General features: G+C 66.2%; 21 protein-coding genes. 10 read left to right on the plus strand and 11 right to left on the minus strand.

All coding sequences use genetic code 11. The annotated features are described in order from the left end of the window. Positions 1–15 precede the first annotated feature (15 nt). From ACS5Q0_RS00690 to ACS5Q0_RS00700, 3 genes are all read right to left on the minus strand, one after another. Complete coding sequence (locus ACS5Q0_RS00690; protein WP_473124674.1) at positions 16–405, minus strand: hypothetical protein; 390 nt, start codon at positions 403–405, stop codon at positions 16–18. Positions 406–583: 178 nt separating this feature from the next. Then, positions 584–1,327 (minus strand): M48 family metallopeptidase, encoded by a 744-nt coding sequence (locus ACS5Q0_RS00695; RefSeq protein ID WP_473124675.1) that lies wholly within the window; start codon positions 1,325–1,327, stop codon positions 584–586. 109 nt (positions 1,328–1,436) lie between these two features. Next, positions 1,437–2,666, minus strand: coding sequence for a polyhydroxyalkanoate depolymerase (locus tag ACS5Q0_RS00700; protein ID WP_473124676.1), 1,230 nt, complete (start codon positions 2,664–2,666; stop codon positions 1,437–1,439). Between the two features lie 233 nt (positions 2,667–2,899). On the opposite strand from ACS5Q0_RS00700, the gene ACS5Q0_RS00705 reads away from it, so the two are divergent. Together ACS5Q0_RS00705 and ACS5Q0_RS00710 are read left to right on the plus strand one after the other, a co-directional pair. Then, positions 2,900–4,279, plus strand: a complete 1,380-nt coding sequence (locus ACS5Q0_RS00705) for an ActS/PrrB/RegB family redox-sensitive histidine kinase (RefSeq protein WP_473124677.1) — start codon at positions 2,900–2,902, stop codon at positions 4,277–4,279. A 59-nt stretch (positions 4,280–4,338) separates the two neighbouring features. Then, positions 4,339–4,896, plus strand: coding sequence for an ActR/PrrA/RegA family redox response regulator transcription factor (locus ACS5Q0_RS00710; RefSeq protein WP_370439135.1), 558 nt, complete (start codon positions 4,339–4,341; stop codon positions 4,894–4,896). Between the two features lie 8 nt (positions 4,897–4,904). On the opposite strand, the gene ACS5Q0_RS00715 is transcribed toward ACS5Q0_RS00710, so the two are convergent. Then, positions 4,905–5,402: an MmcB family DNA repair protein gene (locus tag ACS5Q0_RS00715; RefSeq protein WP_473124678.1), complete on the minus strand. Its 498-nt coding sequence runs from the start codon at positions 5,400–5,402 to the stop codon at positions 4,905–4,907. Positions 5,403–5,472: 70 nt separating this feature from the next. Then, complete coding sequence (locus ACS5Q0_RS00720; RefSeq protein WP_473124679.1) at positions 5,473–6,027, minus strand: hypothetical protein; 555 nt, start codon at positions 6,025–6,027, stop codon at positions 5,473–5,475. A 181-nt stretch (positions 6,028–6,208) separates the two neighbouring features. Between ACS5Q0_RS00720 and ACS5Q0_RS00725 the strand changes: the two genes are divergently transcribed. From ACS5Q0_RS00725 to ACS5Q0_RS00745, 5 genes are all read left to right on the plus strand, one after another. Continuing rightward, positions 6,209–8,728: an ABC transporter ATP-binding protein gene (locus tag ACS5Q0_RS00725; RefSeq protein ID WP_473124680.1), complete on the plus strand. Its 2,520-nt coding sequence runs from the start codon at positions 6,209–6,211 to the stop codon at positions 8,726–8,728. Positions 8,729–8,824: 96 nt separating this feature from the next. Beyond that, positions 8,825–9,727, plus strand: a complete 903-nt coding sequence (locus tag ACS5Q0_RS00730; RefSeq protein WP_473124681.1) for an MBL fold metallo-hydrolase — start codon at positions 8,825–8,827, stop codon at positions 9,725–9,727. 81 nt (positions 9,728–9,808) lie between these two features. Next, positions 9,809–10,816 (plus strand): NAD-dependent epimerase/dehydratase family protein, encoded by a 1,008-nt coding sequence (locus ACS5Q0_RS00735; RefSeq protein WP_473124682.1) that lies wholly within the window; start codon positions 9,809–9,811, stop codon positions 10,814–10,816. A 1-nt stretch (position 10,817) separates the two neighbouring features. Then, a complete protein-coding gene (locus ACS5Q0_RS00740) occupies positions 10,818–11,831 on the plus strand; it encodes an MraY family glycosyltransferase (RefSeq protein ID WP_473124683.1) in 1,014 nt (337 codons plus the stop codon). After that, positions 11,828–12,769 carry an NAD-dependent epimerase/dehydratase family protein gene (locus tag ACS5Q0_RS00745; RefSeq protein ID WP_473124684.1) on the plus strand — a complete coding sequence of 314 codons (942 nt, stop codon included), beginning with the start codon at positions 11,828–11,830 and terminating at the stop codon, positions 12,767–12,769. The genes ACS5Q0_RS00740 and ACS5Q0_RS00745 overlap by 4 nt, the downstream gene beginning before the upstream one ends. On the opposite strand, the gene ACS5Q0_RS00750 is transcribed toward ACS5Q0_RS00745, so the two are convergent. The 3 genes from ACS5Q0_RS00750 to ACS5Q0_RS00760 form a co-directional block, all read right to left on the minus strand. After that, positions 12,702–14,669, minus strand: a complete 1,968-nt coding sequence (locus ACS5Q0_RS00750) for an SDR family NAD(P)-dependent oxidoreductase (protein WP_473124685.1) — start codon at positions 14,667–14,669, stop codon at positions 12,702–12,704. The genes ACS5Q0_RS00745 and ACS5Q0_RS00750 overlap by 68 nt on opposite strands. Positions 14,670–14,750: 81 nt before the next feature. Continuing rightward, a complete protein-coding gene (locus ACS5Q0_RS00755; RefSeq protein ID WP_473124686.1) occupies positions 14,751–15,545 on the minus strand; it encodes an ABC transporter ATP-binding protein in 795 nt (264 codons plus the stop codon). Beyond that, complete coding sequence (locus tag ACS5Q0_RS00760; protein WP_473124687.1) at positions 15,542–16,546, minus strand: FecCD family ABC transporter permease; 1,005 nt, start codon at positions 16,544–16,546, stop codon at positions 15,542–15,544. The genes ACS5Q0_RS00755 and ACS5Q0_RS00760 overlap by 4 nt, the downstream gene beginning before the upstream one ends. A gap of 133 nt (positions 16,547–16,679) precedes the next feature. Here ACS5Q0_RS00760 and ACS5Q0_RS00765 point away from each other — a divergent pair, with 133 nt between their 5' ends. The 3 genes from ACS5Q0_RS00765 to ACS5Q0_RS00775 all read left to right on the plus strand — a co-directional run bounded on the left by ACS5Q0_RS00765 (position 16,680) and on the right by ACS5Q0_RS00775 (position 19,899). Next, positions 16,680–17,834 carry an aminotransferase gene (locus tag ACS5Q0_RS00765; RefSeq protein WP_473124688.1) on the plus strand — a complete coding sequence of 385 codons (1,155 nt, stop codon included), beginning with the start codon at positions 16,680–16,682 and terminating at the stop codon, positions 17,832–17,834. A 169-nt stretch (positions 17,835–18,003) separates the two neighbouring features. After that, complete coding sequence (locus tag ACS5Q0_RS00770; RefSeq protein ID WP_473124689.1) at positions 18,004–19,089, plus strand: polyamine ABC transporter substrate-binding protein; 1,086 nt, start codon at positions 18,004–18,006, stop codon at positions 19,087–19,089. Positions 19,090–19,176: 87 nt separating this feature from the next. After that, positions 19,177–19,899, plus strand: coding sequence for an SIMPL domain-containing protein (locus tag ACS5Q0_RS00775; RefSeq protein ID WP_473124690.1), 723 nt, complete (start codon positions 19,177–19,179; stop codon positions 19,897–19,899). Between the two features lie 181 nt (positions 19,900–20,080). On the opposite strand, the gene ACS5Q0_RS00780 is transcribed toward ACS5Q0_RS00775, so the two are convergent. From ACS5Q0_RS00780 to hpf, 3 genes are all read right to left on the minus strand, one after another. Continuing rightward, on the minus strand, positions 20,081–22,072 hold the full coding sequence (locus ACS5Q0_RS00780; RefSeq protein ID WP_473124691.1) for a methyl-accepting chemotaxis protein: 1,992 nt from the start codon (positions 22,070–22,072) through the stop codon (positions 20,081–20,083). 76 nt (positions 22,073–22,148) lie between these two features. Further along, positions 22,149–22,607 (minus strand): PTS IIA-like nitrogen regulatory protein PtsN, encoded by a 459-nt coding sequence (gene ptsN / locus ACS5Q0_RS00785; protein ID WP_473124692.1) that lies wholly within the window; start codon positions 22,605–22,607, stop codon positions 22,149–22,151. 82 nt (positions 22,608–22,689) lie between these two features. Then, entirely contained in the window at positions 22,690–23,265 is a 576-nt protein-coding gene (gene hpf / locus ACS5Q0_RS00790) for a ribosome hibernation-promoting factor, HPF/YfiA family (protein WP_473124693.1), read from the minus strand. Positions 23,266–23,292: the final 27 nt, after the last annotated feature.

Consider the following 23,292-nt stretch of genomic DNA (forward strand, 5'->3'; position numbering starts at 1 on the left):
GCGGGGAACATCGTTCTAGTCGTCCGTGCTGGCCTTGGAGCCGCCGGGCGCGGCGCCGCGCGACCCCGCCTTTCTGAAAGAGATAACGTTGCTCGACGTCGGCTCTTTTACTCGCAGAAGCTGGGCCTCGACAAGGGCACCGAGGATCGCAAGCGCCAAATTGTCGTGCTGATATTCGACGACGTCCTCAACCCAGTTGAGCGCGAGGCCTCGCAGGGTGACCATGCAGCTCCACCGGCTGTCGTCGCATGATACGCGATGGAGGCGCCAATCGGGCAATTCCCAACCGATCAGCCATATGCCCAGATCCAACCAGGCCTGCGCCGAAAACAGCCTGTCGACGGTTTCATTGGACTGGGCGCTCGATTGGAGCCGAGGGCAGGCTTCCCGCAGGGTCTTTGCCACAAGACTCTTCCGCGGCTCATCGGCCGCTTCGATTGCCGTCAGAAGAGCGCGAAGCTCGCGCTCCCGATCCTGCTTGGACCACATCGACCGTGTCCGGATCTTCGGGCCAGTGCCCTGGTCACATCATCCTTCTACCAGGAAGGGGTGTCAAAATCAGGGCGCGGATGGGCCTGCGCCCTCAACCGATACGGTGCAGGGCGCTGCCATAGGTCTTGAGCCAGGCCTCCGCCTCGTCGGTACGCGGACAGAGCTGATAGGTGATCTTCCAGAAGCGCTGGGAATGATTGAGCTCGCGCAGGTGAGCGACCTCGTGGGCGGCGAGGTAGTCCAGAACGAAGGGCGGGGCCATGACGAGACGCCAGGAAAAGTTGAGCGCTCCATTGGCCGAGCAGGAACCCCAGCGGCTCTTGGTGTCGCGCACGGTGATCCGCTTGGCGGGTATGCCGAGCTGAGCCGTATGCTTTTTCACGGCGGCTGCGAAGTCGCGCCTGGCCTCGGCTTCGAGGAAGTCGCGCACGCGGCGGGCCACATGGGTGGCCTCGCCCGTGACGGCGATGATCGGCTCGCCCGCACTGTCGCGGGCGGCCTGGGTCAGCCCGCGAATCGAAGACCAGTGGACGATGCGGTGCAGCACGCCGCGCAGGGGCACGACTGCGCCCGGCTCGAACAGCACCCGGTCCGGCACCTTGGCCAGGCGGCTTGCGATCCATTCCCCATGGCTGTCGGCGAATTTCTGGGCGAGGCCCACATCGGTGCGCTCGGGGATCGTGAGCACGACCTCGCCGGTCGCGTGGGAGACGCGCAGCGTGATTCGCTTGGCGGTCGGGCGGCGTTTCAGGGCCACCTTGAACGACTGGCCCTCGTAGCTAACCTTAAGATGTGGCGGGTCCGCAGGAACGCGGCGGAACAGAGCGGATTTCATGTCCGCAATCTGCCCGCTCACGTCGATTCTGTCAGCGCAGCCGTTTGCCGCTCCCAGGAACAGATCAAGAACAGATTCAGGCTCTTGACGCGGCCGCCCGGGCTGGTTCTCAGCCCTGATTCTCAATGAATTCAACGATTCGAGGAGCGATTTGAGCCCTGAACCGAGAACCGTTGAAGACGCCATAATGACCGACCCCGGCCTGAAGGTGATAGAGTTTCTTGTCCGAGGGAAGATTAGGGGTCAAGTCGAGAGCGGCCAAGGTCTGGCCGACGCCCGAAATGTCGTCCCTCTCGCCTTCGATGGCCATGATGGCGCAGCGGCGAATCGCCTTGAGGTCTACCGGCTCGTCCCGGTGCATCATCTCGCCCTTGGGCAGCTCCTGCTTGACGAAGACCTTGTCGACCGTCTGCAGGTAGAATTCGGCGGTGAGATCCATGACGGCGAGATATTCGTCGTAGAAGTCGCGATGCTTCTCGGCCGAATCGCCGTCGCCCTCCACGAGGTGATTGAACATCTCCCAATGGGCGGTGAGATGCCGGTCGATGTTCATGGCCATGAAGCCGGACAATTGGAGGAAGCCCGGATAGACGTCGCGCCAGAAGCCGGGATGGCTCGGCGGCACCTTGGCGATGCAATGCTGCTTGAACCACTCGATGCCGCGCTCCTCGGCCAGCCGGTTCACGGCCGTGGGCGAGCGGCGGGTATCGATCGGGCCGCCCATGAGGATCATGGAACGCGGAACGGCAGGGTCGTTCTCGGCCTCGAGGCGGGCGACCGCGGCCACCACCGGGACGGCCGGCTGGCACACGGCCATCACATGAAGGTCCGGGCCGAGCTGCCGGAACATCGCCTTCAGATAATCGATGTAATCATCGAGATCGAAGCGGCCCTCGGCGAGAGGCACCATGCTCGCATCCGCCCAATCCGTGATCATCACCCGATGGGTGGGGAGAAAGGCCTCCACGGTGCCCCGCAGAAGCGTGGCGTAATGGCCGGACATCGGCGCGACGATCAGGAGCTTGGGCTGATTCTCGGCGATCGCATGATCGCGCCTGAAGGAGACCACCCGGCAGAAGGGGCGCTCCCACACGACCTCCTCGATCACGGGCACCAGCTCGTTGCCGAGGGCGGTGGTGCCGAGGCCGAATTCGGGTTTGGTGTAGCGGCGGGTGGTCCGCTCGAAGAGTTCGCAGGCGGCGGAAACGGTGCGTCCGTACGGCGTGTTGTTGAGCGGATTGACCGGGTTGTCGAAAAAGAGCTTTGTAATATCCGAAGCTGCGCGGGCGGGTGTCAGAAGCCAGTGCGCCGTATCATACCAGTAATAAGACAAATTCATTTTACATCCCCAAAGGCTGGGCGCCTGATTTCTCCCGCGCGACGGGGTAGGCTTTATCCTCAACCGTAATTTAAAGATTAAAGTTCCTTTCGCTCATTGCAACGCCATTATCAAAATAACTGAGTTCAATAGGGCTTTACTCCCTTCGAATCAGTGGCCACGTCCCAGCTTAGGATTCCTGACCTTTATCCTGTTGCTTGGCGAACGCCCCGAAGGCCCTATTCTGTTGATTCATGGCCGCCATCTCATCCAAAAGTCCCAAGCCGTCGCCTCGTCAATTGCGTCTGGACACGCTGGTCAGGCTGCGCTGGCTCGCGGTGACGGGACAGTCGGCGGCGGTGGCGGCGGTGCGGTTCGGCCTCGGATTCCCCCTCCCCTTCGAGCTGTGCTTCCTCATCATCGCCGCATCCGTATGGACCAACCTGCTGCTGCGCATCCAATATCCCGCGAGCCACCGGCTCAGCGACAATGCGGCCACGGCCCTGCTCGGATTCGACATCCTGCAGCTCGCGGCGCTGCTTTACCTTACGGGCGGGCTGGAAAACCCGTTCGCGATGCTTTTCCTCGCTCCGGTGCTGATCTCGGCGACGGCCCTGACGCCCGAGCGAACCCTCGCGCTCGGCCTGCTGGCCGTCGGCTGCGCCACTATTCTCGTGCTCACCCACAAGCCCCTGCCCTGGTTTCCCGGCCAGGATTTCAGCCTTCCGTTCCTCTACGTTTCAGGGATTTGGACGGCGATTCTCCTGGGCACCGTCTTCACCGGGATCTATGCCTGGCGCGTCGCCGAGGAGGCGCGGCAGCTCGCCCAGGCGCTTGCGGCGACGGAACTCGTTCTCGCCCGCGAGCAGCACCTCTCGCAGCTCGACGGCCTCGCCGCAGCCGCGGCCCATGAGCTCGGAACGCCCCTCGCCACCATCGCCCTCGTGTCCAAGGAACTCGGCCACGCGCTGCCGAAGCAGGGTCCCGTCGCGGAGGATCTGCGGCTTCTCCAGGAACAGGTGGACCGCTGCCGCTCGATCCTGACCAAGCTCACCTCCATGGGAGAGGAGGACGAGGAAGGTTTCCTGGAAACCGTGTCGCTCAGCCACCTCGTCGAGGCGATCGTCGAGCCGCAGCGCGCCGTGGGTTTCGACGTGCGTGTCTCGGCGCATGGCGAAGGACCCGAACCCGTGGGCCGGCGCAACCCCGGCGTCGTCTACGGCCTGTCCAACATCCTCGACAACGCGACGGACTTTGCCGAAAGCCAGGTCACCATCGATGCCCGCTGGACGCCTCACGAGGTTTTCATCGAGATCCGCGATGACGGGCCGGGCTATGCGCCCGATATCCTGCTGCGGGTGGGAGAACCCTATGTCACGACCCGCAGCGCGGCGGAGCGGACCGAGGCCAACAACGACGAGGGAGGAGGATTGGGCTTAGGCCTCTTCATCGCCAAGACGCTGATCGAGCGCTCGGGGGCGGAACTGACCCTGACCAACGCCGCTCCGCCGGCAACGGGAGCGGTCGCACGGATCGTTTGGCCCCGTCATGCGTTTGAACAGGGTGCGGCGATTTCGCCGCAGGGAGAATCCAAGGGGTCTCTCAAAGAACAGGGGAAGAATTCCCATATCTAGGGCAGGCCGCTCGGCCTGTTTCAGGAAGGAATGATTCCATTATGCAAGGAGATGTTCTGATGGCCGACGCACCCGTTGCGTTCGAGGATCGTGCCGATAAGAGCCTCTTGATCGTGGATGACGACCGGCCCTTCTCGACCCGTCTCGCCCGCGCCATGGAAGGCCGCGGCTATCAGGTGCGCGTCGCCGAAAGCGTGGCCGACGGCATTGCCGCGATCGACAGCGACCCTCCGGCCTTCGCCGTCATCGACATGCGGCTCAGCGACGGCAACGGTCTCGACGTCATCGAGCGGCTGAAGAACCGCCGTCCCGACGCCCGCGGCGTGATTCTCACCGGATACGGCAACATCGCCACCGCCGTGACGGCGGTGAAGATGGGCGCGTTCGACTACCTCGCCAAGCCCGCCGACGCGGACGAGATTCACGCGGCCCTCATGGCACAGCCGGGGGAGCGCGCCCTGCCGCCGGAAAACCCCATGTCCGCGGACCGGGTTCGCTGGGAGCATATCCAGCGGGTCTATGAGCTGTGCGGCCGCAACGTCTCGGAAACCGCGCGCCGTCTCAACATGCACCGCCGCACCCTGCAACGCATCCTCGCCAAGCGCGCACCGCGCTGAGTTCCGCCTTACAAACGTCCGTCCGCGATCCTGTCCGGATCGGCCAGCGCATGCAGAGCCGACGCGGCCGCATGGGCGAAACGCAGGGTCACCGCCTTGCGTCGCGCGCCGGCGAGCGGATGGTGCGCGGCTTCCCGCAGCACCGCTGCCCCGAAGCTGTCGGCGACGATCAGGCCCCGGTCCTCCGGAAGAATGTCGAACGGCACCGTCTCCGGCACGGCGAAATAGAACCGGTCGCAGAAATCCGCGTAATCAGGCCATTTCCGGTCGGAGCGGAAATCCGCGACGCTCGACTTGATCTCGACGATCGTGAGCACGCCGTCGGGCGCGAGCGCGATGAGGTCGGCGCGCCGTCCGCTGGCGAGCGTGAATTCCGGCAGGGTCACGTGGCCGAGTTCGGCGAAGAGCCGGCGCACGCCGCGCTGAACGCCGGCGGCCACCGGCGATTGCCGTCCGTCAGTGGGAAGGATGATGCTGGAGGTGCGCAGGGCAGACGATTCGGACATGGGGGCAGAGTAGGGCCTCTCTTCCCCGGCCTGCAACGGCAGCAATGTCGCGCGTCGGGACGACGTTTGCCTAATGCAGCATCAGGTTGTGCGGAGACAGATTCTCCAGGATGTCCCGCAGCTCCTCCATGTGCGGATTGAGGGCGAGCGCGATCTGAAAGGCTGCGCGGGCCTCGTTGAGATGGCCATGGCGCAGGCAGACGTTGCCGAAGCCCGATAGGGCTCCGAAATGGCGGGGCTCCAGCTGCAGGGTCTGGGCGATGTCGAGCAGGCTGTCCGCATCGCGCTTCTCGATATAGGCGAGCGTCGCACGCTTGTTCCAGGCCTCGGCCCAGTCGGGATGCTTGGCCACGAGATGGTCGAGCAGGGGCTTGGCCTTTTGGAGCTCGCCCGATGCGATGGCCTCCACCGCCGCTGCCAGCGTCTCCTCCGCCAAGCGGTCCTCGTGAGAGCTCCACAACATCCAGATCTGGTCCTCGATCTCCTCCACCGGGTGCTCCGGATCCGCCTGGGCGAGCTCCTTGAAGAGCCTCTTCAGGCGGCTCGGCAAGGCAGGCGACGGCGCACGCCCGGGAGCCTCGAGGACGAGATGGAAAACCGGATCGACCGGCAGGGACGATGACATATCGAAGTCCGATCACCCTCTCTGGAGACGCATCTGGTGGGGACATAGAGGCGAAAACCGCAGCGGCGAGGGGCGAAAGGCGGAGTTTGGACTGGTCGGAGCGATGAGCCTTCGCTAGTTTCCTCCTCGCATTCGATCCAAGCGTTCTTCGGCCTACGCAAACTATCCCCAAGGAGATGTCATGGAGCGCGATCCGCTGCGCCTGGCGTGGAAAACCTCTCCGCTCCGTCATGTGCTGGGTTTCGCGCTTCTGGCCCTGTCGGGCCTCCTCCTGCTCGGCGGCCTCGAACTGATCCGCGCCGTCGTGGAGCGGGCCGTTTCGGGAGACCGCGCCGCCCCGGCCGCCCTGCTGCGGATCGTTTTCACGCCTCCGGCCAGCCTCTGGCCGGAGCCGCTCGTCCTGTTTCCGGGGTTCGCGCTCCATCCCGAGGCCCTCGCGCTCGCGTCCATCGGCGGCATCCTCCTCATCCCGCTCCTGATCGCGCTGCTGCTGATCCCGCTGGACTGGATCGGCGTGAGCATCGGCTCCCGCGCCTTGGCGGCGCTTCGCGCGCAGGCGCTCGAAGCCATCCTCAAGGCTCCTCCCTCGGCGCAGGACGATCTTACGACCGCCACGGCGCTTGCCGCCCATGGCTTGGCCCGCGAGAACTCGGTGCTCGGCCTCAGTCTCTTCGTTCCGGTCAAGCTCGGGGGCATGATCGGGCTGTCCTTCGCCTATGTGCTCGTCATGGACTGGGCCCTGGGCGCCACCCTCGCCGTGGTCCTCGCGGTCGGCGCCGTCCTGAACGCCCGGCGGGCGCTCCTGCGCTTCGACGCCACCTATGCGCGCAACAGGGAAGGCGTGGTCGCCGAAGGGATCCTCGCCGGTCTCGAACACCGCATTCCGGCCATGCGCGCCCACGGCACGGGCTATTACGAGCGGGACCGGGTGCGCAGCCTCCTCGACGAAGGGCATCGTCCCGTGATGCGGCGCGAATACCGGCTGGCCCTCGTCGATTCCACCTCGGCCGTCGTTCTGATGCTCGCGCCCGTGGCGGTGCTGGCGCTCGGGGCTTGGTTCGCGCAGGCGCGCCCGCTGACCGCTGGCACCGTGGCGGCCTGCGCACTCGCTTCCGCGCTCGCGGCCTATGGGGTGCGCGAGATCGTGCAATGGCAGCGCATGGCGGCGCGCGCCCGCGCCCTGCTGACCGATGTCGGACAGAGCCTGTCCGCCCTTAAGCCGCGCGAGGTCAAGAAGGGCAAGGCCCCGCTTCCTGAGAACGGCGCGCTCGTGGCCCGGGGCGTCTCGGCCTACGACCCCGCCAGCGGCGCGCGGATTACCTCCGTCAACCTGAACCTGGCCTTCCCGTCCCATGTCGCCCTCGTCGGCGAAGGCGATTCCGGTCCGCGGCTGCTCGCCGCCCTCGTGAGCGGTCAGATTCACCCGTCGGTCGGACGCATCACCTTTGGCGGCGTGGACTTGGCCGAGGCCAACCCCTTCGAACGCAGCCAGCGCATCGCATTCGCGGGAGACACCGTGCTCATCGAGGGCAGCCTGCGGGAGAACCTTCTCTACGGCTGCCGGGCTCCCGCGGAGGAACTCGAACATCGTCTCTCGGAAGCCATCGCCGTCACGGGCCTCGACCGGCTCACCCATGCGCGCGGCCTGTCCGGGACCCTCGACCCCAAGCGCGAGACCGCGACTGCGGCGGCCATCGTGGAGGCGCGGCGGTTCGTGCAGGACGCCTTGAGGGACGAAGGCCTCGACCGCTTCGTCGACCCCTTCGATGCCGCGCGCTACAACCGCTACGCCACGATCGGCGAGAACCTTCTGTTCGGAAAGCCGGTGGGCGACACGTTCCGGGAGGGCAGGCTCTCCGCCCACCCTTACGTCCGCGCCATCCTCGAGGCGAACGATCTCACGAAAGCCCTGAGCCAGATCGGCCTCTCCATCGCGTCGAGCATGGTGGAAATCTTCGCCGACGTTCCGGACGGGCATCCGCTCTTCGAGCGCTTCTCGTTCTTCTCCGCCGCCGACCGCCCCTATTTCCAGGACCTCGTGGAGCGCCAGAGCGGCCAGAGGCGGCCGGGGCGCGATCAGGAGCGCCTGATCGGTCTCGCCCTGCGCTACAACGAAAGCCGCCATCGCCTGGGCCTGCTCGACGAGGCGCTCGAAGCGCGGATCCTGACGGCGCGCGGCGATTTCGCCCGCATGCTGCCGGTCAGCCTGAAACCGTCGATCGAATTCTACGACAGATCGAGCTTCTGTTCGGCGGCGAGCGTGCAGGACAACCTGCTTTTCGGGCGCATCGCCGCCGATCAGGCCGGCGCGGCCGAGGCCGTGCAGGGCGTCATCCGCCGCGTGCTCACCGAGCGGGGCCTCGATGGCGACGTGTCGCGCATCGGCCTGGATCTTCCGATCGACGTTCAGGGCGACGACCTGACCCTGACCGAGATCGCCGCCGTCGATCTGGTGCGCTGCCTCGTGCGCCGGCCGAGCATTCTCGTGGTCCAGCGGGCGCTCGACGGCCTGCCGGGCCCTGCCGCCGACCGTCTGGTGACGGCCCTTCGGCGGACCATGGTCGGGCGCGGGCTGATCGTCGTGACGCCCTCCGTTTCCCCGGCCATGGATCATCCGCCCTTCGATGCCGTTATCCATTTCGAGCGCGGTGAGCCCGTCCTGGCTCCCCGCACGCGACAACTGGAGGCACTGAGTGCATGAAGACCTGCACTTGCTATCCGGAATTTCCTGAGGTCATTTGATCGGCATGTGCGGTACCGCACTGAAACGGGGTTTTCGACCGGGCATGATTCACGAATGGTAAGCCGAGTTGCATCTTCTGACGCGCTTCAGGTCCGCTTTTGGGGCACCCGCGGCTCCACTTGCGCTTCCGGGCCTCAGTTCATGGAATTCGGCGGTCACACGGCCTGCGTGGAAATCCGCTGCGGCGAGCGCCTCTTCATCGTCGATGCAGGAACCGGCATCTCGGCCCTGGGCGGCGCGCTCGGCGAGGACGTGCCCGACACGATCGACATTCTCTTCAGCCACCTGCATCTCGATCACGTGGGCGGCCTGCCGTTCTTCAAGCCCGCTCTCACCAAGGAGCGGCTGGTGCGCACCTATTGCGGCAATCTCGATGGCGACAGCGCCATGGATTCCCTCGACAAGCTGTTCTCGCCGCCGCTCTTTCCAGTGCGCCTGAGCCAGTTTCCGGCCCGGTTCGAGCATGTGGGCTTCAAGGCCGGGGAAACCCTGACCTTCGACGATGGCGCCGTCGTCGACACCCATTCCCTGAACCATCCGGGCGGGGCGACGGGCTACCGTTTCCGTTACGGCAGACGCAGCGTCTGCTACATCAGCGACGTGGAGCATACCGAAGCGTGGCCGGATCAGCCCCTCGCGGATTTCGTGCGTGACACGGACCTCATGATCTATGACGGGATGTTCTCCGAAGCCGAATATCCGCGCTGCCGGGGCTGGGGGCACTCCACCTGGGAGAAGGGCGTGGAGCTCGCCAAGGCTGCGGGCGTGAAGGCCATCGCCATCTTCCACCTCTATCCGGGCCACGACGATGCCTTCATCCGCGCCCTGGAAGCCGAAATGCAGACGGTGATGCCGAGCGCCTTCGTGGCGCGCGAGCGGCAATCGGTGATCCTGGACGCCTCCGGCAGAGAAGCGGTTGCGGATTGCCCGAAGGCCGCTAAGGTGCCCGCCGTCTAGCGCATCGGGCGGACGAGTGGATCCGGTTGTCCGCGTCTCACGATGCGCTCACGAACAGAGTGAGCATCGGGCGGATTCTTCATGTCGACACCCATCCTCGTGACCGGAGCGGCCGGCTTCATCGGCTATCACGTGGCCGAGCGCCTGCTGGCGCAGGGCCGCCAGGTGGTGGGCGTCGATTGCTTCACCCCCTATTACGACGTCGCCCTCAAGGAGGCCCGCTTCGCCAGGCTCGCCCCGCGCAACCTCTTTTCGGGCGAGCGGGTCGACCTCTCCGATGCGCAGGCCGTGCACGACCTCTTCCGGCGCCACCGCTTCGAGCGCGTGATCCATCTCGCCGCCCAGCCCGGCGTGCGTTTCGTCGATCCCATGCCCTACGCCTCGTCGAACCTGATCGGCTTCATGAACATGCTGGAGGCCTGCCGCCACGGGGGAGCCCGGCACCTGGTCTATGCCTCGTCGAGCTCGGTCTACGGCGCGAACCGCAATCTGCCGTTCTCCGAGCATGAGAGCACCGAGCACCCGATCAGCCTCTATGCGGCCACCAAGAAGGCCAATGAGATGATGGCCCATTCCTATGCCGCGCTGTTCGGCCTTCCCAGCACGGGCCTGCGCTTTTTCACCGTCTACGGCCCCTGGGGCAGACCCGATATGGCCGTGTACAAATTCACCCATGCCATCGCCGAGGGCCGCGAGATCCAGGTGGCCAATGCGGGCAAGGTCTGGCGCGATTTCACCTATGTGGACGACATCGTGGAAGGCATCGTGCGATTGGTGGACAAAGCGCCCGCGGCAGATCCGACCTGGGATGCCGAGCATCCGGACCCGGCCACGAGCGCGGCGCCGCACCGGGTGTACAACATCGGCAACGACAGCCCGGAAGAGGTGAACGACCTGATCGCCCTGATCGAGAACGCCTTGGGCCGGAAGGCCAACCGCGTGGACGTGCCCCTGCCGCCCGGCGACGTTTTGGAGACGCGCGCCGATGTGACGGACCTGCGCCGTGACGTGGGCTTCGCGCCCTCGACCTCGCTGGCGGAGGGCGTCAATCGATTCGTCCGGTGGTATCGCGAATATCACGGGGCGTGAGATGATCGTCGTATTGTCCTTGATTGCGGCGGCGATCCTCTCGGCGGTTCTCACCCATGCTTTGAAGCCGCTGCTGATCCGGTATGCACTGGCGCGACCCAATGCGCGTTCGAGCCACAAGACGCCCACGCCGCAAGGCGCGGGCATCGGGATTCTGATTGCGACGATCTTCGTGTCCGGAGGCGCGGCCCTCTTTCTCGTCCTGCCCTTGTTCGAGTTCCTGATCGTCCTGGGGGCAGCGACAGCCTTTGCTGTCGTCGGGGCCGCCGACGACATCAGGCCGATGCCTGTTTGGTTCCGGCTCTGCTTGCAGTTCATCGTCGTTCTGATGGTGGTCTTGCAGCCGGGCATTCGCCTTTTCCCCGAGACCATCCCGCCCGTCCTGGAGCGCCTTCTTCTCGTTTTCGGCGGCGTTTGGTTCGTGAATCTCGTGAACTTCATGGACGGCCTGGACTGGATGACGGTCTCTGAAATGGTGCCCCTCACGGCACTCATCGCAGGTCTCGGTCCGGTCGGTCTCCTGCCGATGTGGGTCGCCGTTCTCGCGGCGGCTCTCTGCGGTGCTCTTCTCGGCTTTGCTCCCTTCAACAAACCTGTCGCGAAGATCTTCCTGGGCGATGTCGGGTCGCTGTCCATCGGCCTGCTCGTTGGCTGGATGCTGCTCGAACTTGCCGGAACGGGGGCGCTCGCCGCCGCGATCCTGCTGCCGCTCTATTACCTGATGGATGCCACCATCACCCTGTTCCGCCGCCTCGCGAAGGGCGAGCGCGTGTGGGAGGCGCATCGCAGCCATTTCTACCAGCGCGCCACGGACAACGGCTTTCCGGTCCTGTCCGTCATCACGCATGTGTTCGTGCTCAATCTGGCGCTGGCCGGCCTCGCGGCCGTGACACTTCTCTGGCCCTCGGGCGTTGTGCAGATGGCGGCCCTCGCTGCAGGGGCCGTTCTCGTCAGCCTGGTTCTCCGGCGCTTTTCCCATCCCCGCACGACGGCCACCGTGGAGGTTTCCCGATGAATGCCCCCTTGATCGCTCTCACCGGCTCAACGGGCTTCATCGGCCGCCATCTCCTCGCCGAGCTGCCGAAGCGCGGCTATCGCGTCCGCGTGCTCCTGCGCCGCCCCTCGGAGGTGCCGGAGGGCGCGTCGAGCGCCGTGATCGGCGACATCGCCTCGCCGCAGAACATGGCGGCGGCCCTGCGCGACGTGGACATGATGGTTCATTCGGCGGGCCTCGCCCATGCCATGTCCGGCCGCCCCGACGACGATTACCGCGCCATCAACACGCAAGCGACCATCAAGCTCGCCCAGGCGGCGGAGCGGACGGGCGTCAAACGCTTCGTCTTCCTGTCCTCCATCCGGGCGCAGAGCGGCCCGGTGGCCGAGGGAGTCCTTACGGAAGCCATGGCCCCGGAACCCACGGACGCCTATGGCCGCTCAAAGCTCGAAGCGGAAAGGGGCCTGGCCGAACTCGGGCTGGACTGGGCGGCGCTTCGCCCGGTTCTCGTCTATGGGCCCGGCGTGAAGGGCAACATGGCGGCTCTCCTGGATCTCGCCCGCTCCTCCCTGCCCCTGCCCCTCGGCGGCCTGAAGGCCCGACGCTCGCTGCTCTCGCTCGACAATCTGACGGCAGCCCTCGACACCCTCCTGAGGGCGGAAGGTCCCTTGAGGCGACCGTTCATCGCGGCGGATCCGGAACCCGTGACCGTGCCCGAGATCATCGCGGCCCTGCGCCAGGGGCTGGGGCGCGGCCCGGGCCTCCTTCCCGTGCCCTCCTTCGCGCTCGGCGCGGTGGCAACGCTGATGGGAAGGGCGGAAGCCTATCAGCGCCTCGCCGGCTCTCTCGTCGCGAGCCCGGAGGCGCTGAAGTCCCTCGGCTGGCAGCCGGTCAACCGGACGCCAGACGGGCTGGCTCGGCTGGCGCGGCAGGCGGGAGACTCTGCTTCCGGCGCTTGAATTCGGGAATTGCCTCCTCGAACACCCGCTCGGCCGCCGCCCGGTCGCCCGCGGCGATGGCCTCGTCCAGGGCATCGAGCCACTGGCCGACCTTGGCCCGGTCCGCGAAGATGGGCTTGGCCGCCATGACGCCGTCGATGCCGATCTCGGCCATGGGCTCGTCCCGGGCGAACAGGATCTCGTGCAGGCGCTCGCCCGGACGGGTTCCCATGACGGCGATCTCGATATCGTCCCCGGGCTCGTAGCCGGCGAGGCGGATCATGCGCTCGGCGAGCTCGTAGATGCGCACGGGCTGACCCATCTTCAGCACGTAGACCGAAGCGCGCTCGTAGGAAACCTGCTCGTGGGAGGGGATGCGCCGCCCGTCATCCGCGTGCGAGGCGGAGGTCAGCACCAGGTCGGCCGCCTCGCGGGTGGTCATGAAGTAGCGCACCATGTCGGGATGCGTGACGGTGACCGGCCCGCCGCGGGCGATCTGCGCCTTGAACTTCGGCACCACCGACCCGACCGAGCCGAGCACGTTGCCGAAGCGCACGGCGATGAGGCGCGGCGCGCCGTTATGGGCCCGGAACTCCGCATCGAGGGCCTGGGCGTACATCTCGGCCAGGCGCTTGGTCGCGCCGAGCATGGAAACGGGATCGATGGCCTTGTCGGTGGAGATGATCACGATCTGGCCGACCCCGGCTTCCACAGCGGCATCGGCCACGTTCACGGAGCCGAACACGTTGGTCTTCACGCCCTCGGTCCAGTTCCGCTCGAGATAGGGGACATGCTTGAGGGCGGCGGCGTGGAAGACCACGTCGGGGGCGAAATCGCCCATGATCTGGCGGATCCGCTCCCGGTCGCGCACATCGGCGATGACGCCGTCGACGTTGGTGTCGCTGGAGAGGAGCGTCGGGTTCTCGAGGATGTGGTACAGGGACGGCTCCGAGCTCTCCACGATCATGAGATCGCTGGCCCCGAAGGCCACCACCCGGGTGCAGATTTCAGACCCGATGGAGCCGCCGCCGCCGGTGACGAGCACGCGCTTGCCGCGAATGAAGGTCTCGAGACGCCGCCGGTCGATTTGCACGGTCGGCCGCAGCAGGAGATCCTCGATCTCCAGCGGCGCCAGCTCCGCGTCCCGCATTCCCTCGCCCAGGCTCGTGACGCGCACGAGAGGCAGGCCGAGCCGGCGGGAGCGGGCCAGCAGCATGTCCGGATGAGCCTCCGGCGAGAGGGCGCTCGGAGTCGCCACGAGACGCCGAATGACGTCTCCCCGCTCCTGGAAATCCTGCACGACCTGATCGAGATCGGCGAAGGTGCCCAGGACCGGCACGCCACGGATCGACTGCCCGAGATCGTCGGCGCGGTACGACAGGATGCCCATCGGGCGCATCTTCTTGACCGTCCCCGTCTCGATGGCGCGGAGGATCATCTCGATATCGGTGCCCCGGCCCAGGAGCAGGGTCGGCGTGCTCGCGTTCCGGTCGAGGGTATTGCGGGAGCGGGCGTATTTGAAATAGCGGAACGCCAGACGCGGGCCTCCCAGCAGGAACATCTGAATCAGCCAATAGAGGGCGATGGTGATCTTGCCGAAGAAGAAGGAACCGAAGAGCTGGGGCGAGAGAACGATGTAGTCGATGACCAGCAGCGTCAGCGCCAGAACGGTCGAGGCCCGAAAAATGTTGAAGAGGTCCGGCAGGGAGGCGAAGCGCCACTTGGACCGGTAGAGATGGAAGAACCAGTAGACGATGCTCGCGAAGACGATGAAGAACGGCAGGAAGGCCGGCAGATAGACCAGGCGCTCAGCCAGGTGCGGGCCCTCGAAGCGGACGAAAAAGGTCACGACGACGGCGACGCCCGTCATGACGAGGTCGTGCACGACGATAAGCGCTTTCTTGAAACCCTGCCGATTCATTGTCCTGCCATCAGTTGAAGTGGGGGTATCGATCCCGCTCGCGTCTTTGTCAATGTAAGACTATCACCTCGCTTCGGATCCTCAGCCCGTCTGTCCCGGCCCCGGAAGCGGACGCTCCGCCACCACGATGAGATGTCCCCCGTCGCGGGAGACATGGGCCTGAATGCCGAAATGGGCGGCGAGTCCCTCCTCGGTCAAAACCGTTTCCGGCAGCCCCGAGGCGGCGACCTTCCCTCGGTCCAGAAGAATGATCTCATCTGCGAAGCGTGCGGCCAAGGTCAGGTCGTGCATGATGACGACCGCCGTTCTGCCGGTCCGGGCTTGGCTCTTCAGCACATCCAGCACGATGAGCTGGTGGCGCGGATCGAGCGCCGCGACGGGCTCGTCGGCCAGGAGCACCGGCGCCTGCGTCGCCAAGGCGCGGGCCAGAAGCACGCGCGCGCGCTCGCCCCCCGACAGTTCCGTCGCGGCCCGATCCTCGAAGCCTTCGAGGCCCACCGCCTGAAGGGCGGCGGCGACAGCCGCGTGCCCGGGCGGAGACAGGCTGCCGGGCCTCTCGCCATGCGGCAGGCGCCCGAGGGCGACGACGTCTGAGACGGGGAGCGGCCAGGCGACGCTGCCGCCCTGCGGCAGGTAAGCGATGGAGCGCGCCCGCTCCCCGGCCTTCATGCGTGCGACCGGCCGCCCATCGAGGCTCACCTGCCCTGAGCTGGGCTCCAGAAGGCCCGCGAGCGTGCGCATGAGCGTCGTCTTGCCCGCGCCGTTGGGGCCGACGATCGCCGTGAGGCGGCCCGGACGCAGGGTGAGATCGACGCTCGAGAGCGCATGGCGGCGGCCGAGATCGACGGAGAGGCCCCGGGCCCGGAGCTCGGTCATAGGGGCATCTCCGCGAGCTCCGCCTTGCGGCGGGCGATGACCCAGAGGAAGAACGGCACCCCGAGAATGGCCGTGAGGACCCCGACCTTGATCTCCGTCTGCGATGGGATGAGCCGCACGGCGCAATCGGCCGCGAGCAGGAGCGCTGCGCCGACGAGGCCGGACGGCACGAGGGTGCGGGCCGGGTCGTATCCCACGAAGGGGCGAATCAGATGAGGCGCGACGAGGCCCACGAAGCCGATGGACCCCGCCACGGCCACCGAAGCGCCTGTGCCGATGGCCGCTCCCGCCACGAGGAGAAGCCGCAGGCGCATGACGTTCGCGCCGAGGCTGCGCGCCGTCTCTTCGCCGAGGGCCAGCGCCCGCAAGCCGTTCGAAGAGGCCAGGACGAGCGCCGAGGCGACGAGGATGAAGGGCGCCGCGAGCCAGACATGCGTGACGGAGCGGTCCTCGAAGGAGCCGAGGAGCCAGAACACGATTTCGGTGACGGCGAAGGGATTGGACGAGAGGCTGATGGCGAGCGAGGTTCCCGCCCCTGCGAGGCTTCCGATCGCCAGGCCCGACAGAACGAGCACCGCCACGGTCGCCTTGCGACCGGCGACCGCCACGACGAGCGCCACCGAGGCGAGCGCGCCCAGGATCGCGGCGAACGGCAGCGCCCAGGACAGGGCCCCCACCAAACCGGAATAGATCACCAGCACCGCCCCGAAGGCGGCGGCCTGCGGCGCGCCGAACACGGCCGTGTCGGCGAGCGGATTGCGGAGCAGCCCCTGCAGCCCCGCCCCGGTGAGCCCGAAGATCCAGCCGATGAGAAGAGCCAGCAGCGTCCGCGGCAGGCGGATGTCGCGCACCACGATGGTCGCGCTGCCCTGATCGGAGACGAGCGCCGTCAAGGCCCGGACGGGCGCGATCGGGGCCGGCCCGATGACGAGGGAAGCGAGGCTCAGCCCCCCGACGAGGAGCATGAGGCCAAGGATGAGGGGCAGCCGGGACGGACGCATGAACGAATTGATGTTGTCCCGTCCCGGATAGCAACAGCGCCGCCGGGTGTCACTCTTTGTTACAGGTTCAATCCTGCGGCTCTTCCGTGATACGAACGCATCCCCATCACCGCACACCGATCGAGGGACCGGCATGAACCGTCTGTTCGCGAACCTGCCCACCACCGTCTTCGAAGTCATGTCGAGCCTGGCCCGGGAAACCGGCGCGATCAATCTCGGCCAGGGCTTCCCGGACGATCCCGGGCCGGAGGACGTGCGGCGCGCGGCCGCGGACGCGGTGCTCAACGGCTACAACCAATATCCCTCGATGATGGGCATTCCGGAGCTGCGCTCGGCCATCGCCGCTCACTACAAGCATTGGCAGGATCTCGATCTCGATGCGAACACGGAGGTGATGGTGACCTCCGGCGCGACCGAGGCGCTCGCGGGCGCGATCCTCGGGATCGTGGAGCCCGGCGACGAGGTAGTGCTCTTCGAGCCCATGTACGACGCGTATCTGCCGCTGGTGCGTCTCGCTGGCGGCGTGCCGAAATTCGTCACGCTCCAGCCGCCGCATTTCCGGCTCACCGAGGAAGCTCTGTCGCGGGCCTTCTCGCCGAAGACCAAGGCGGTGGTATTCAACAATCCGCTCAATCCCACGGCGACCGTGTTCTCGGCCGAGGACCTCAACCTCCTCGCCGCATTCTGCCGCAAGTTCGATGCCATCGCGATCTCGGACGAGGTGTGGGAGCACGTGGTGTTCGATGGCATCCGGCACCAGCCGGTTCTCGGGCTGGACGGCATGCGCGACCGCTCGGTGAAGATCGGCTCGGCCGGAAAGATCTTCAGCCTCACGGGCTGGAAGGTGGGCTTCGTGGCGGCCGCTCCCCACATCATGAAGGTGCTGGCGAAATCCCACCAGTTCCTCACCTTCACCACCCCGCCGAACCTCCAGTCCGCCGTGGCCTACGGGCTGGCCAAGGACGATGCGTATTTCGAAGGCATGCGCAAGACCTTCGCCCGCAGCCGCGACCGCTTCACGGAAGGCTTGAGGACGCTCGGCTTCGACGTGATCCCGAGCCAGGGTACCTATTTCGTCAATATCGACATCTCGGCCCTCGGCGAGACCGACGACGTGGCCTTCTGCCGCCGCCTCGTCCTGGAGCACGGCGTCGCCGCGATCCCGGTCTCGGCCTTCTATGCGGAGGGCGCGGTGAAGAACGTGGTGCGCTTCTGCTTCGCCAAGAAGGATTCGACCCTCGACGCGGGGTTGGAGCGCTTGGCGAAGGCGGTCAAACGGGCGGCTTGAGGCGCTAGGCGCGCTGCCGGTGGGATGAGCGACGGAGCCGAACGTCTTCCTTCGCTCACCCGTTCACAGCCTCGTCCCGAGCGGCCTTGACGCGGGGGACAATAGGACTTCAAGTAAGCGTCTAGCCGGCCACGGCTTTTTCCCTCTTTCCAAGGAGTTCCCTCCCCTGATGATCCGTCTTCTCGCTTCGGTTGCTCTGGGCTTCGGCCTTGTCACCGCCGCCGCCGCTCAAGAGCGTGTGGTCAACGTCTACAACTGGTCCGACTACGTGGATCCCAAGGCGCTGGACGAGTTTACGAAGGAAACCGGCATCAAGGTGGTCTACGACACCTACGACAACAACGAGATCGTCGAGACGAAGCTGCTCGCCGGCAAGTCGGGCTACGACATCGTCGTGCCGTCGGGCCCGTTCGTGCAGCGCCTGATCGGCGCCAAGGTGTTCCAGAAGCTCGACAAGTCGAAGTTGCCGAACCTGTCGAACCAGTGGCCGGAGATCTCGAAGAACCTCTCCGTGTTCGATCCGGGCAACCAATATGCCGTGAACTACATGTGGGGCACCACCGGCATCGGCCTGAACGTCAAGAAGGTGAAGGAAATCCTCGGCGACATGCCGCTCAACACCTGGGACCTGGTGATGAAGCCGGAGATCGCCTCGAAGCTCAAGAGCTGCGGCATCTACATGCTGGACTCACCTGAGGATCTCTTCCCCGGCGTGCTGGCCTATCTGGGGCTGAACCCCGATTCCAAGCGCACCGAGGACCTGAACAAGGCGGGCGACGCTCTGTTCCGCATCCGCGGCAACATCCAGAAGTTCCACTCCTCCGAATACATCAACGCCCTCGCCAACGGCGACATCTGCGTGGCGGTAGGCTATTCGGGCGACATGATCCAGGCCAAGACCCGGGCCGAGGAAGCCAAGAACGGCGTTGAGGTCGCCTATGTGATCCCGCGCGAAGGCGCCCTGATGTGGTTCGACAGCTTCGTGATCCCGGCGGATGCCAAGAACGTGGCCGAGGCGCACGAGTTCATCAACTTTATGATGCGGCCCGAGATCGCCGCCATGAACACGAACTACGTGTCCTACGCCTCGGGCAATCTGGCCGCCAAGCAGCATGTGGATCCGGCGATTCTCGACAATCCCGGCATTTACCCGGACGACGCCACCATGAAGCGCCTCTTCACCAACACGGCCTATGACGAGCGCTCGCAGCGCACCGTCACCCGCCTCTGGACCCGGGTGAAGACGGGCCGTTAATCGCCCGCTCAGGTTTGCCCTGACACCATGGAATGCCCTTTCAACTCCGCCTCCGGGCGGAGTTGTCGTTTGCTGATAAGGACATTCATGACCATGCGCCTTGCTCTCGCCGCCGCTCTTGTCATCGGCCTCGCCTCCGCCGCTTTCGCCCAATCGCCTGCCCCACGCCAGCCGACCATCAGCGTCACGGGGACCGGAGAAGCTGAGCTGAAGCCGGATTTCGCCACCATCCATGTCAGCGTGGAGACGACCGGGGACACGGTCGCACAGGCATCCAGCGCAAATCGTGCGGGCACGGAGCGTGTGCTGGCGCGAATCCAGGGGCTCGGGATCAAGAGGGACGACATCCAGACGGCAAATTTCCAGGTCTTCCAGACGCCCCCGCGGCTCGGCCCCGACGGGCGGGAGATCAAGGTGCCGAAGTTCTCGGCCAATCACCAGCTGCGCATCAAGACCCGCAACATCGATGGTGTCGGTCAGCTCGCAGGCGAGATTCTGGCGAGCGGCGACATGACCTTCCAATCGGTGTCCTTCGGACTCGACCGCCAGGAAGAAGGCGGGGACAAGGCCCGGGAGGCAGCCGTACGGGACGCAAAGCGCCAAGCCGAGGTCTATGCCGCCGCAGCGGGCGTCGCTTTAGGGCGGCTGATCGAGATCCGCGACGGCTCAGCCCACCCCTTCGAGCCGCAACCCATGATGCGCATGCAGATGGCCGCCAAGGAGGCGGATTCCATCCCGCTCGTGCCCCCGGCGACGATCCGCTACACCGCCAACGTGCAGCTCGTCTGGGAGCTGGCCGACCGCCCCTGAGCCCATTCACAGGGATGATGGACTGCGGAGCTGACATAAGGCAGCAAGCGATGACGCTCCAGTCCCGTCATGGCCGGACTTGATCCGGCCATCCACGTCTTGAGAAACACCGCGCTCCCAAGACGTGGATCCCCGGCACAAGGCCGGAGATGACGATGGAGCATATCTGCACAATCCAGCGTCAGGCGGCCCTGACGCTGGCGAGGAACTGGTGGATCTCGCGGCCGAGACGCTCGGCTTGGCTGTCCAGCGCCGCGGACAGGTTCGCGACGGCACGGGCGGCATCGAGCGAATGGACCGCAACGGTCTCCGTGGTCTCGATGGCGGAGGTCCCGGCCTGCGCTTCCGACGAGACCTGCGAGACGGAGCGCGCGATGTCAGACACCGCCACCGTCTGCTGGCTCACCGTTCCCGCGACCGCGGACACGACGCCGGCGAGATCGTCCACGGAGGCCTGCACGGAGCCGAGCGCCACGAGCGTCTCGCGGGAGGCGGCCTGAACCGCCTCGATCTGCCGCGCGATCTCCTCGGTCGCCTTGGCGGTCTGGCCTGCCAGGTCCTTCACTTCTGCCGCCACGACCGCGAAGCCCTTGCCGGCCTCGCCGGCGCGCGCCGCCTCGATGGTGGCGTTGAGCGCCAGCAGGTTCGTCTGCGAAGCGATGGACCGGATGAGGTCGGCCACCTGCCCGATATGGGACGTCGCTTCCGCCAGGACCGTCATGCTGCCGGAGGCGCCCCGCGCCTCGGAGACGGCGCGCTGGGACGCTTCCGCCGAGGCGCTCGTCCGAGCCGCCACCTCGGCAAGCGAGGCATCCAGCTCCTCGGCGGCGCTCGCCACCGTCGCGATGTTCTGCGACGTGCGGGAGGAGACGCTGCCGGCGACCTGCGCCTGCTGGGTCACCTGATGGGAAGAGCTCTCCAGCTGCCCCGAAGCCGCGGCGAGTTCGCCGGTCGCGCGGCGGACTTCCGCGAGGATCTCCTCCACGGAGGCGTCGAAGCGCGCGATAGCCTCGGCAATGGCCTGGGCGCGGCGGGCCTCGAAGGCAGCCTGCCCTTCCTGCTCCTGGGTCAGCCGCTCACGCTCCCGAGCATTGTCGCGGAAGACCAGGACCGTGCGGGCCATCGCGCCGATTTCGTCGGAAGCGCCTGTGGAGGGCACCTCGATTCCGGCATCGCCGTCGGCCAGACGCTGCATGGCCTGCTGGAGACGGGTCAGCGGCAGGGAGATCGACCGCCCGACGAGGACATTGAGCGCGAGCCCCAAAAGCAGGGTGACGCCCATGGCCCAGAGGATCAGCGTGAACGTGCGCTGCTGAGAGGCCGTGAGGGCCTCGGCTGTCTGCTCGGCTTGCGCATGGACCTTCGTGAGGAGCTGTTCGAGGAACGGCACGAGCAGATCGAACTGCCCTTTCAGGCGCTCGCCCTGGCCGGACACCTGCTGCTCCAGCTCGGCCCAGGCGCCGAAAGCGGTCCGGTAGGCTTCACCCGCCTGCTCGACCGAGGCCTTCTCGGCAGCGACTTCCGCGGGAAGCTGCGCCAGAGCGCGCGTGAAGCGGCCCTGATCGACCTCGAAGGCGCCCAGCAGGGTCTCGTCCATGACGTGCCTGACGCGGGCTTCCTGCCGGAACATGCCCAGCGTGGCGGCCCATAAACGGAAAGCGGCCACATCACCGTTCCCGGTAAGCGGCCTGACCAGTTTTTCGAGATCGTCCTCCGCAGAGAGAAGACGTCCCAGAGCTCCCTCGTTCACCCTGTAGCCGATGCTGGTATAGAGCTTGTCGAGAGCCGAACCCTGCTCGCCCAGGCTTGCCGATTGCTGCGCGAGCTCCTTGATCTCCTCCTCGATCAGTGTGGCTCCCGGAGCCGTGGCCATCGCCGCAAGCTCTGCGGCAAGGGCCTTCTGCTGATCGAAGAAGGCTTGGCCGTGATGGCCCTGCCGGGTCGCGGTCCAATCCTGGGCCACCGCCTTCAGCGCATCGGCGCGTCCGCGGAACTGGTAGGCCTTTTCGGCCAAGGCGAAGTAGGTCTGCTGCGTAACGAGGGCGCTTTCCACCTCGCTTCGGCCGATCTGAAACACGGCGCCGATCACCGCGAAACCCAACACCATGACGCCGCTCAGGGTTGCGACGCGCACCCTGACAGACGGCCAACGCAACCCAGCACGAGTCAGCATTGCCCCGATTCTCCCTCTTTATTGAGAGGACAATAATCCGGCTAGCTTGCGTGAAGTTGGCGTCTTTGCGGTGCGGTCAGGCCGCCTTCGGCAGCTCGGTCATGATGGCGTAGAGAGCGGCCGCGTCCCGGGTGGCGCGCACCCGCTCGATGAGGCCGGGCTCGCGCAGCACCCGCGCGACCCGGGCCAGGGCCTTCAGATGGTCCGCCCCCGCGCCCTCCGGCGCGAGGAGCAGGAAGAGCACGTCCACCTGCTGGCCGTCGAGGGCTTCGAAATCGATCGGCTTTTCCAGCCGGGCGACCAGGCCGAAGATGCGGGTCAGTCCGGGCAGCTTACCGTGCGGAATGGCGATCCCTTCGCCGATCCCGGTGGAGCCGAGGCGCTCGCGCTGGAGAAGAGCCTCGTAGATGGCGTTCTCGGACAGGCCGGTGAGTTTGGCCGCATGGGTGGCCAGCTCCTGAAGAGCCTGCTTTTTGCCGCTCACACGCAAGGCGGGGAGAACGGCCTGGGGGTCTAGGAAATCCAGCAAGGGCATCGATCACGCTGCGTTAAGGTGTGAAGCCTTCAAAGCCATCCACCGTTCCAGGCAAAACCAGGCCCAGACGGAGTAATCCCCGTCAGGGCTGAGCGGGCGGCGGGTCGACCCAACCGATCGCCCCGTCGCCGCGGCGGTATACGACGTTAACGCGGCCGGTGCTAGCATGGATGAACACGAGAGCCGCGGCCCCGGTCAGATCGAGCTGCATCACGGCGTCGCTGACCGAGAAACGGTGGAGCGGCTTCGTTGTTTCCGCAATGACGACAGGATGATAGCCTCCCTCTTCGAAAGCCTCGTCGGTGGGAGCCTCGAAAACGGCGTAGGGTGCCTCCAGACCGATCTCGCGCCCGTTGCCCGGACTGGCGTGCTCTTTCAGCCGCTGCTTGTAGCGGCGCAGACGTTTCTCGATGCGAATCGCCGACTGGTCGAAGCTCGCGTAAGCGTCATGGGCGGCTCCGGATGCTTCGATGGTGATGCCGGAGGTCAGGTGAAGCACGCAATCGGTCCGAAATCCCGTGCCGTCCCTGGCGACCGTGACATGGCCGGAATAGCCGCCGTCGAAATATTTCGACATGGCGTCCGCCATGCGCGCCACCACCTGGGATCGGAGCGCCTCACCGATATCGAGATTCTTGCCCGAAACCCTCAGCGACATGGCGATCTCCCTCTACAAGAGCCCAGT

The sequence above is a fragment of the Microvirga sp. HS2 genome (genome assembly GCF_055792805.1).

Excerpts from the sequence above, each read along its gene's own strand:
- ACS5Q0_RS00700 (WP_473124676.1), bottom strand. The coding sequence starts at position 2,666 with ATGAATTTGTCTTATTACTGGTATGATACGGCGCACTGGCTTCTGACA.
- ACS5Q0_RS00725 (WP_473124680.1), top strand. The coding sequence starts at position 6,209 with ATGGAGCGCGATCCGCTGCGCCTGGCGTGGAAAACCTCTCCGCTCCGT.
- ACS5Q0_RS00770 (WP_473124689.1), top strand. The coding sequence starts at position 18,004 with ATGATCCGTCTTCTCGCTTCGGTTGCTCTGGGCTTCGGCCTTGTCACC.
- ACS5Q0_RS00740 (WP_473124683.1), top strand. The coding sequence starts at position 10,818 with ATGATCGTCGTATTGTCCTTGATTGCGGCGGCGATCCTCTCGGCGGTT.
- ACS5Q0_RS00705 (WP_473124677.1), top strand. The coding sequence starts at position 2,900 with ATGGCCGCCATCTCATCCAAAAGTCCCAAGCCGTCGCCTCGTCAATTG.
- ACS5Q0_RS00775 (WP_473124690.1), top strand. The coding sequence starts at position 19,177 with ATGACCATGCGCCTTGCTCTCGCCGCCGCTCTTGTCATCGGCCTCGCC.
- ACS5Q0_RS00695 (WP_473124675.1), bottom strand. The coding sequence starts at position 1,327 with ATGAAATCCGCTCTGTTCCGCCGCGTTCCTGCGGACCCGCCACATCTT.
- ACS5Q0_RS00750 (WP_473124685.1), bottom strand. The coding sequence starts at position 14,669 with ATGAATCGGCAGGGTTTCAAGAAAGCGCTTATCGTCGTGCACGACCTC.
- ACS5Q0_RS00735 (WP_473124682.1), top strand. The coding sequence starts at position 9,809 with ATGTCGACACCCATCCTCGTGACCGGAGCGGCCGGCTTCATCGGCTAT.
- ACS5Q0_RS00720 (WP_473124679.1), bottom strand. The coding sequence starts at position 6,027 with ATGTCATCGTCCCTGCCGGTCGATCCGGTTTTCCATCTCGTCCTCGAG.
- ACS5Q0_RS00755 (WP_473124686.1), bottom strand. The coding sequence starts at position 15,545 with ATGACCGAGCTCCGGGCCCGGGGCCTCTCCGTCGATCTCGGCCGCCGC.
- ACS5Q0_RS00780 (WP_473124691.1), bottom strand. The coding sequence starts at position 22,072 with ATGCTGACTCGTGCTGGGTTGCGTTGGCCGTCTGTCAGGGTGCGCGTC.
- ptsN (WP_473124692.1), bottom strand. The coding sequence starts at position 22,607 with ATGCCCTTGCTGGATTTCCTAGACCCCCAGGCCGTTCTCCCCGCCTTG.
- ACS5Q0_RS00715 (WP_473124678.1), bottom strand. The coding sequence starts at position 5,402 with ATGTCCGAATCGTCTGCCCTGCGCACCTCCAGCATCATCCTTCCCACT.
- ACS5Q0_RS00745 (WP_473124684.1), top strand. The coding sequence starts at position 11,828 with ATGAATGCCCCCTTGATCGCTCTCACCGGCTCAACGGGCTTCATCGGC.
- ACS5Q0_RS00760 (WP_473124687.1), bottom strand. The coding sequence starts at position 16,546 with ATGCGTCCGTCCCGGCTGCCCCTCATCCTTGGCCTCATGCTCCTCGTC.
- hpf (WP_473124693.1), bottom strand. The coding sequence starts at position 23,265 with ATGTCGCTGAGGGTTTCGGGCAAGAATCTCGATATCGGTGAGGCGCTC.
- ACS5Q0_RS00730 (WP_473124681.1), top strand. The coding sequence starts at position 8,825 with ATGGTAAGCCGAGTTGCATCTTCTGACGCGCTTCAGGTCCGCTTTTGG.
- ACS5Q0_RS00765 (WP_473124688.1), top strand. The coding sequence starts at position 16,680 with ATGAACCGTCTGTTCGCGAACCTGCCCACCACCGTCTTCGAAGTCATG.
- ACS5Q0_RS00710 (WP_370439135.1), top strand. The coding sequence starts at position 4,339 with ATGGCCGACGCACCCGTTGCGTTCGAGGATCGTGCCGATAAGAGCCTC.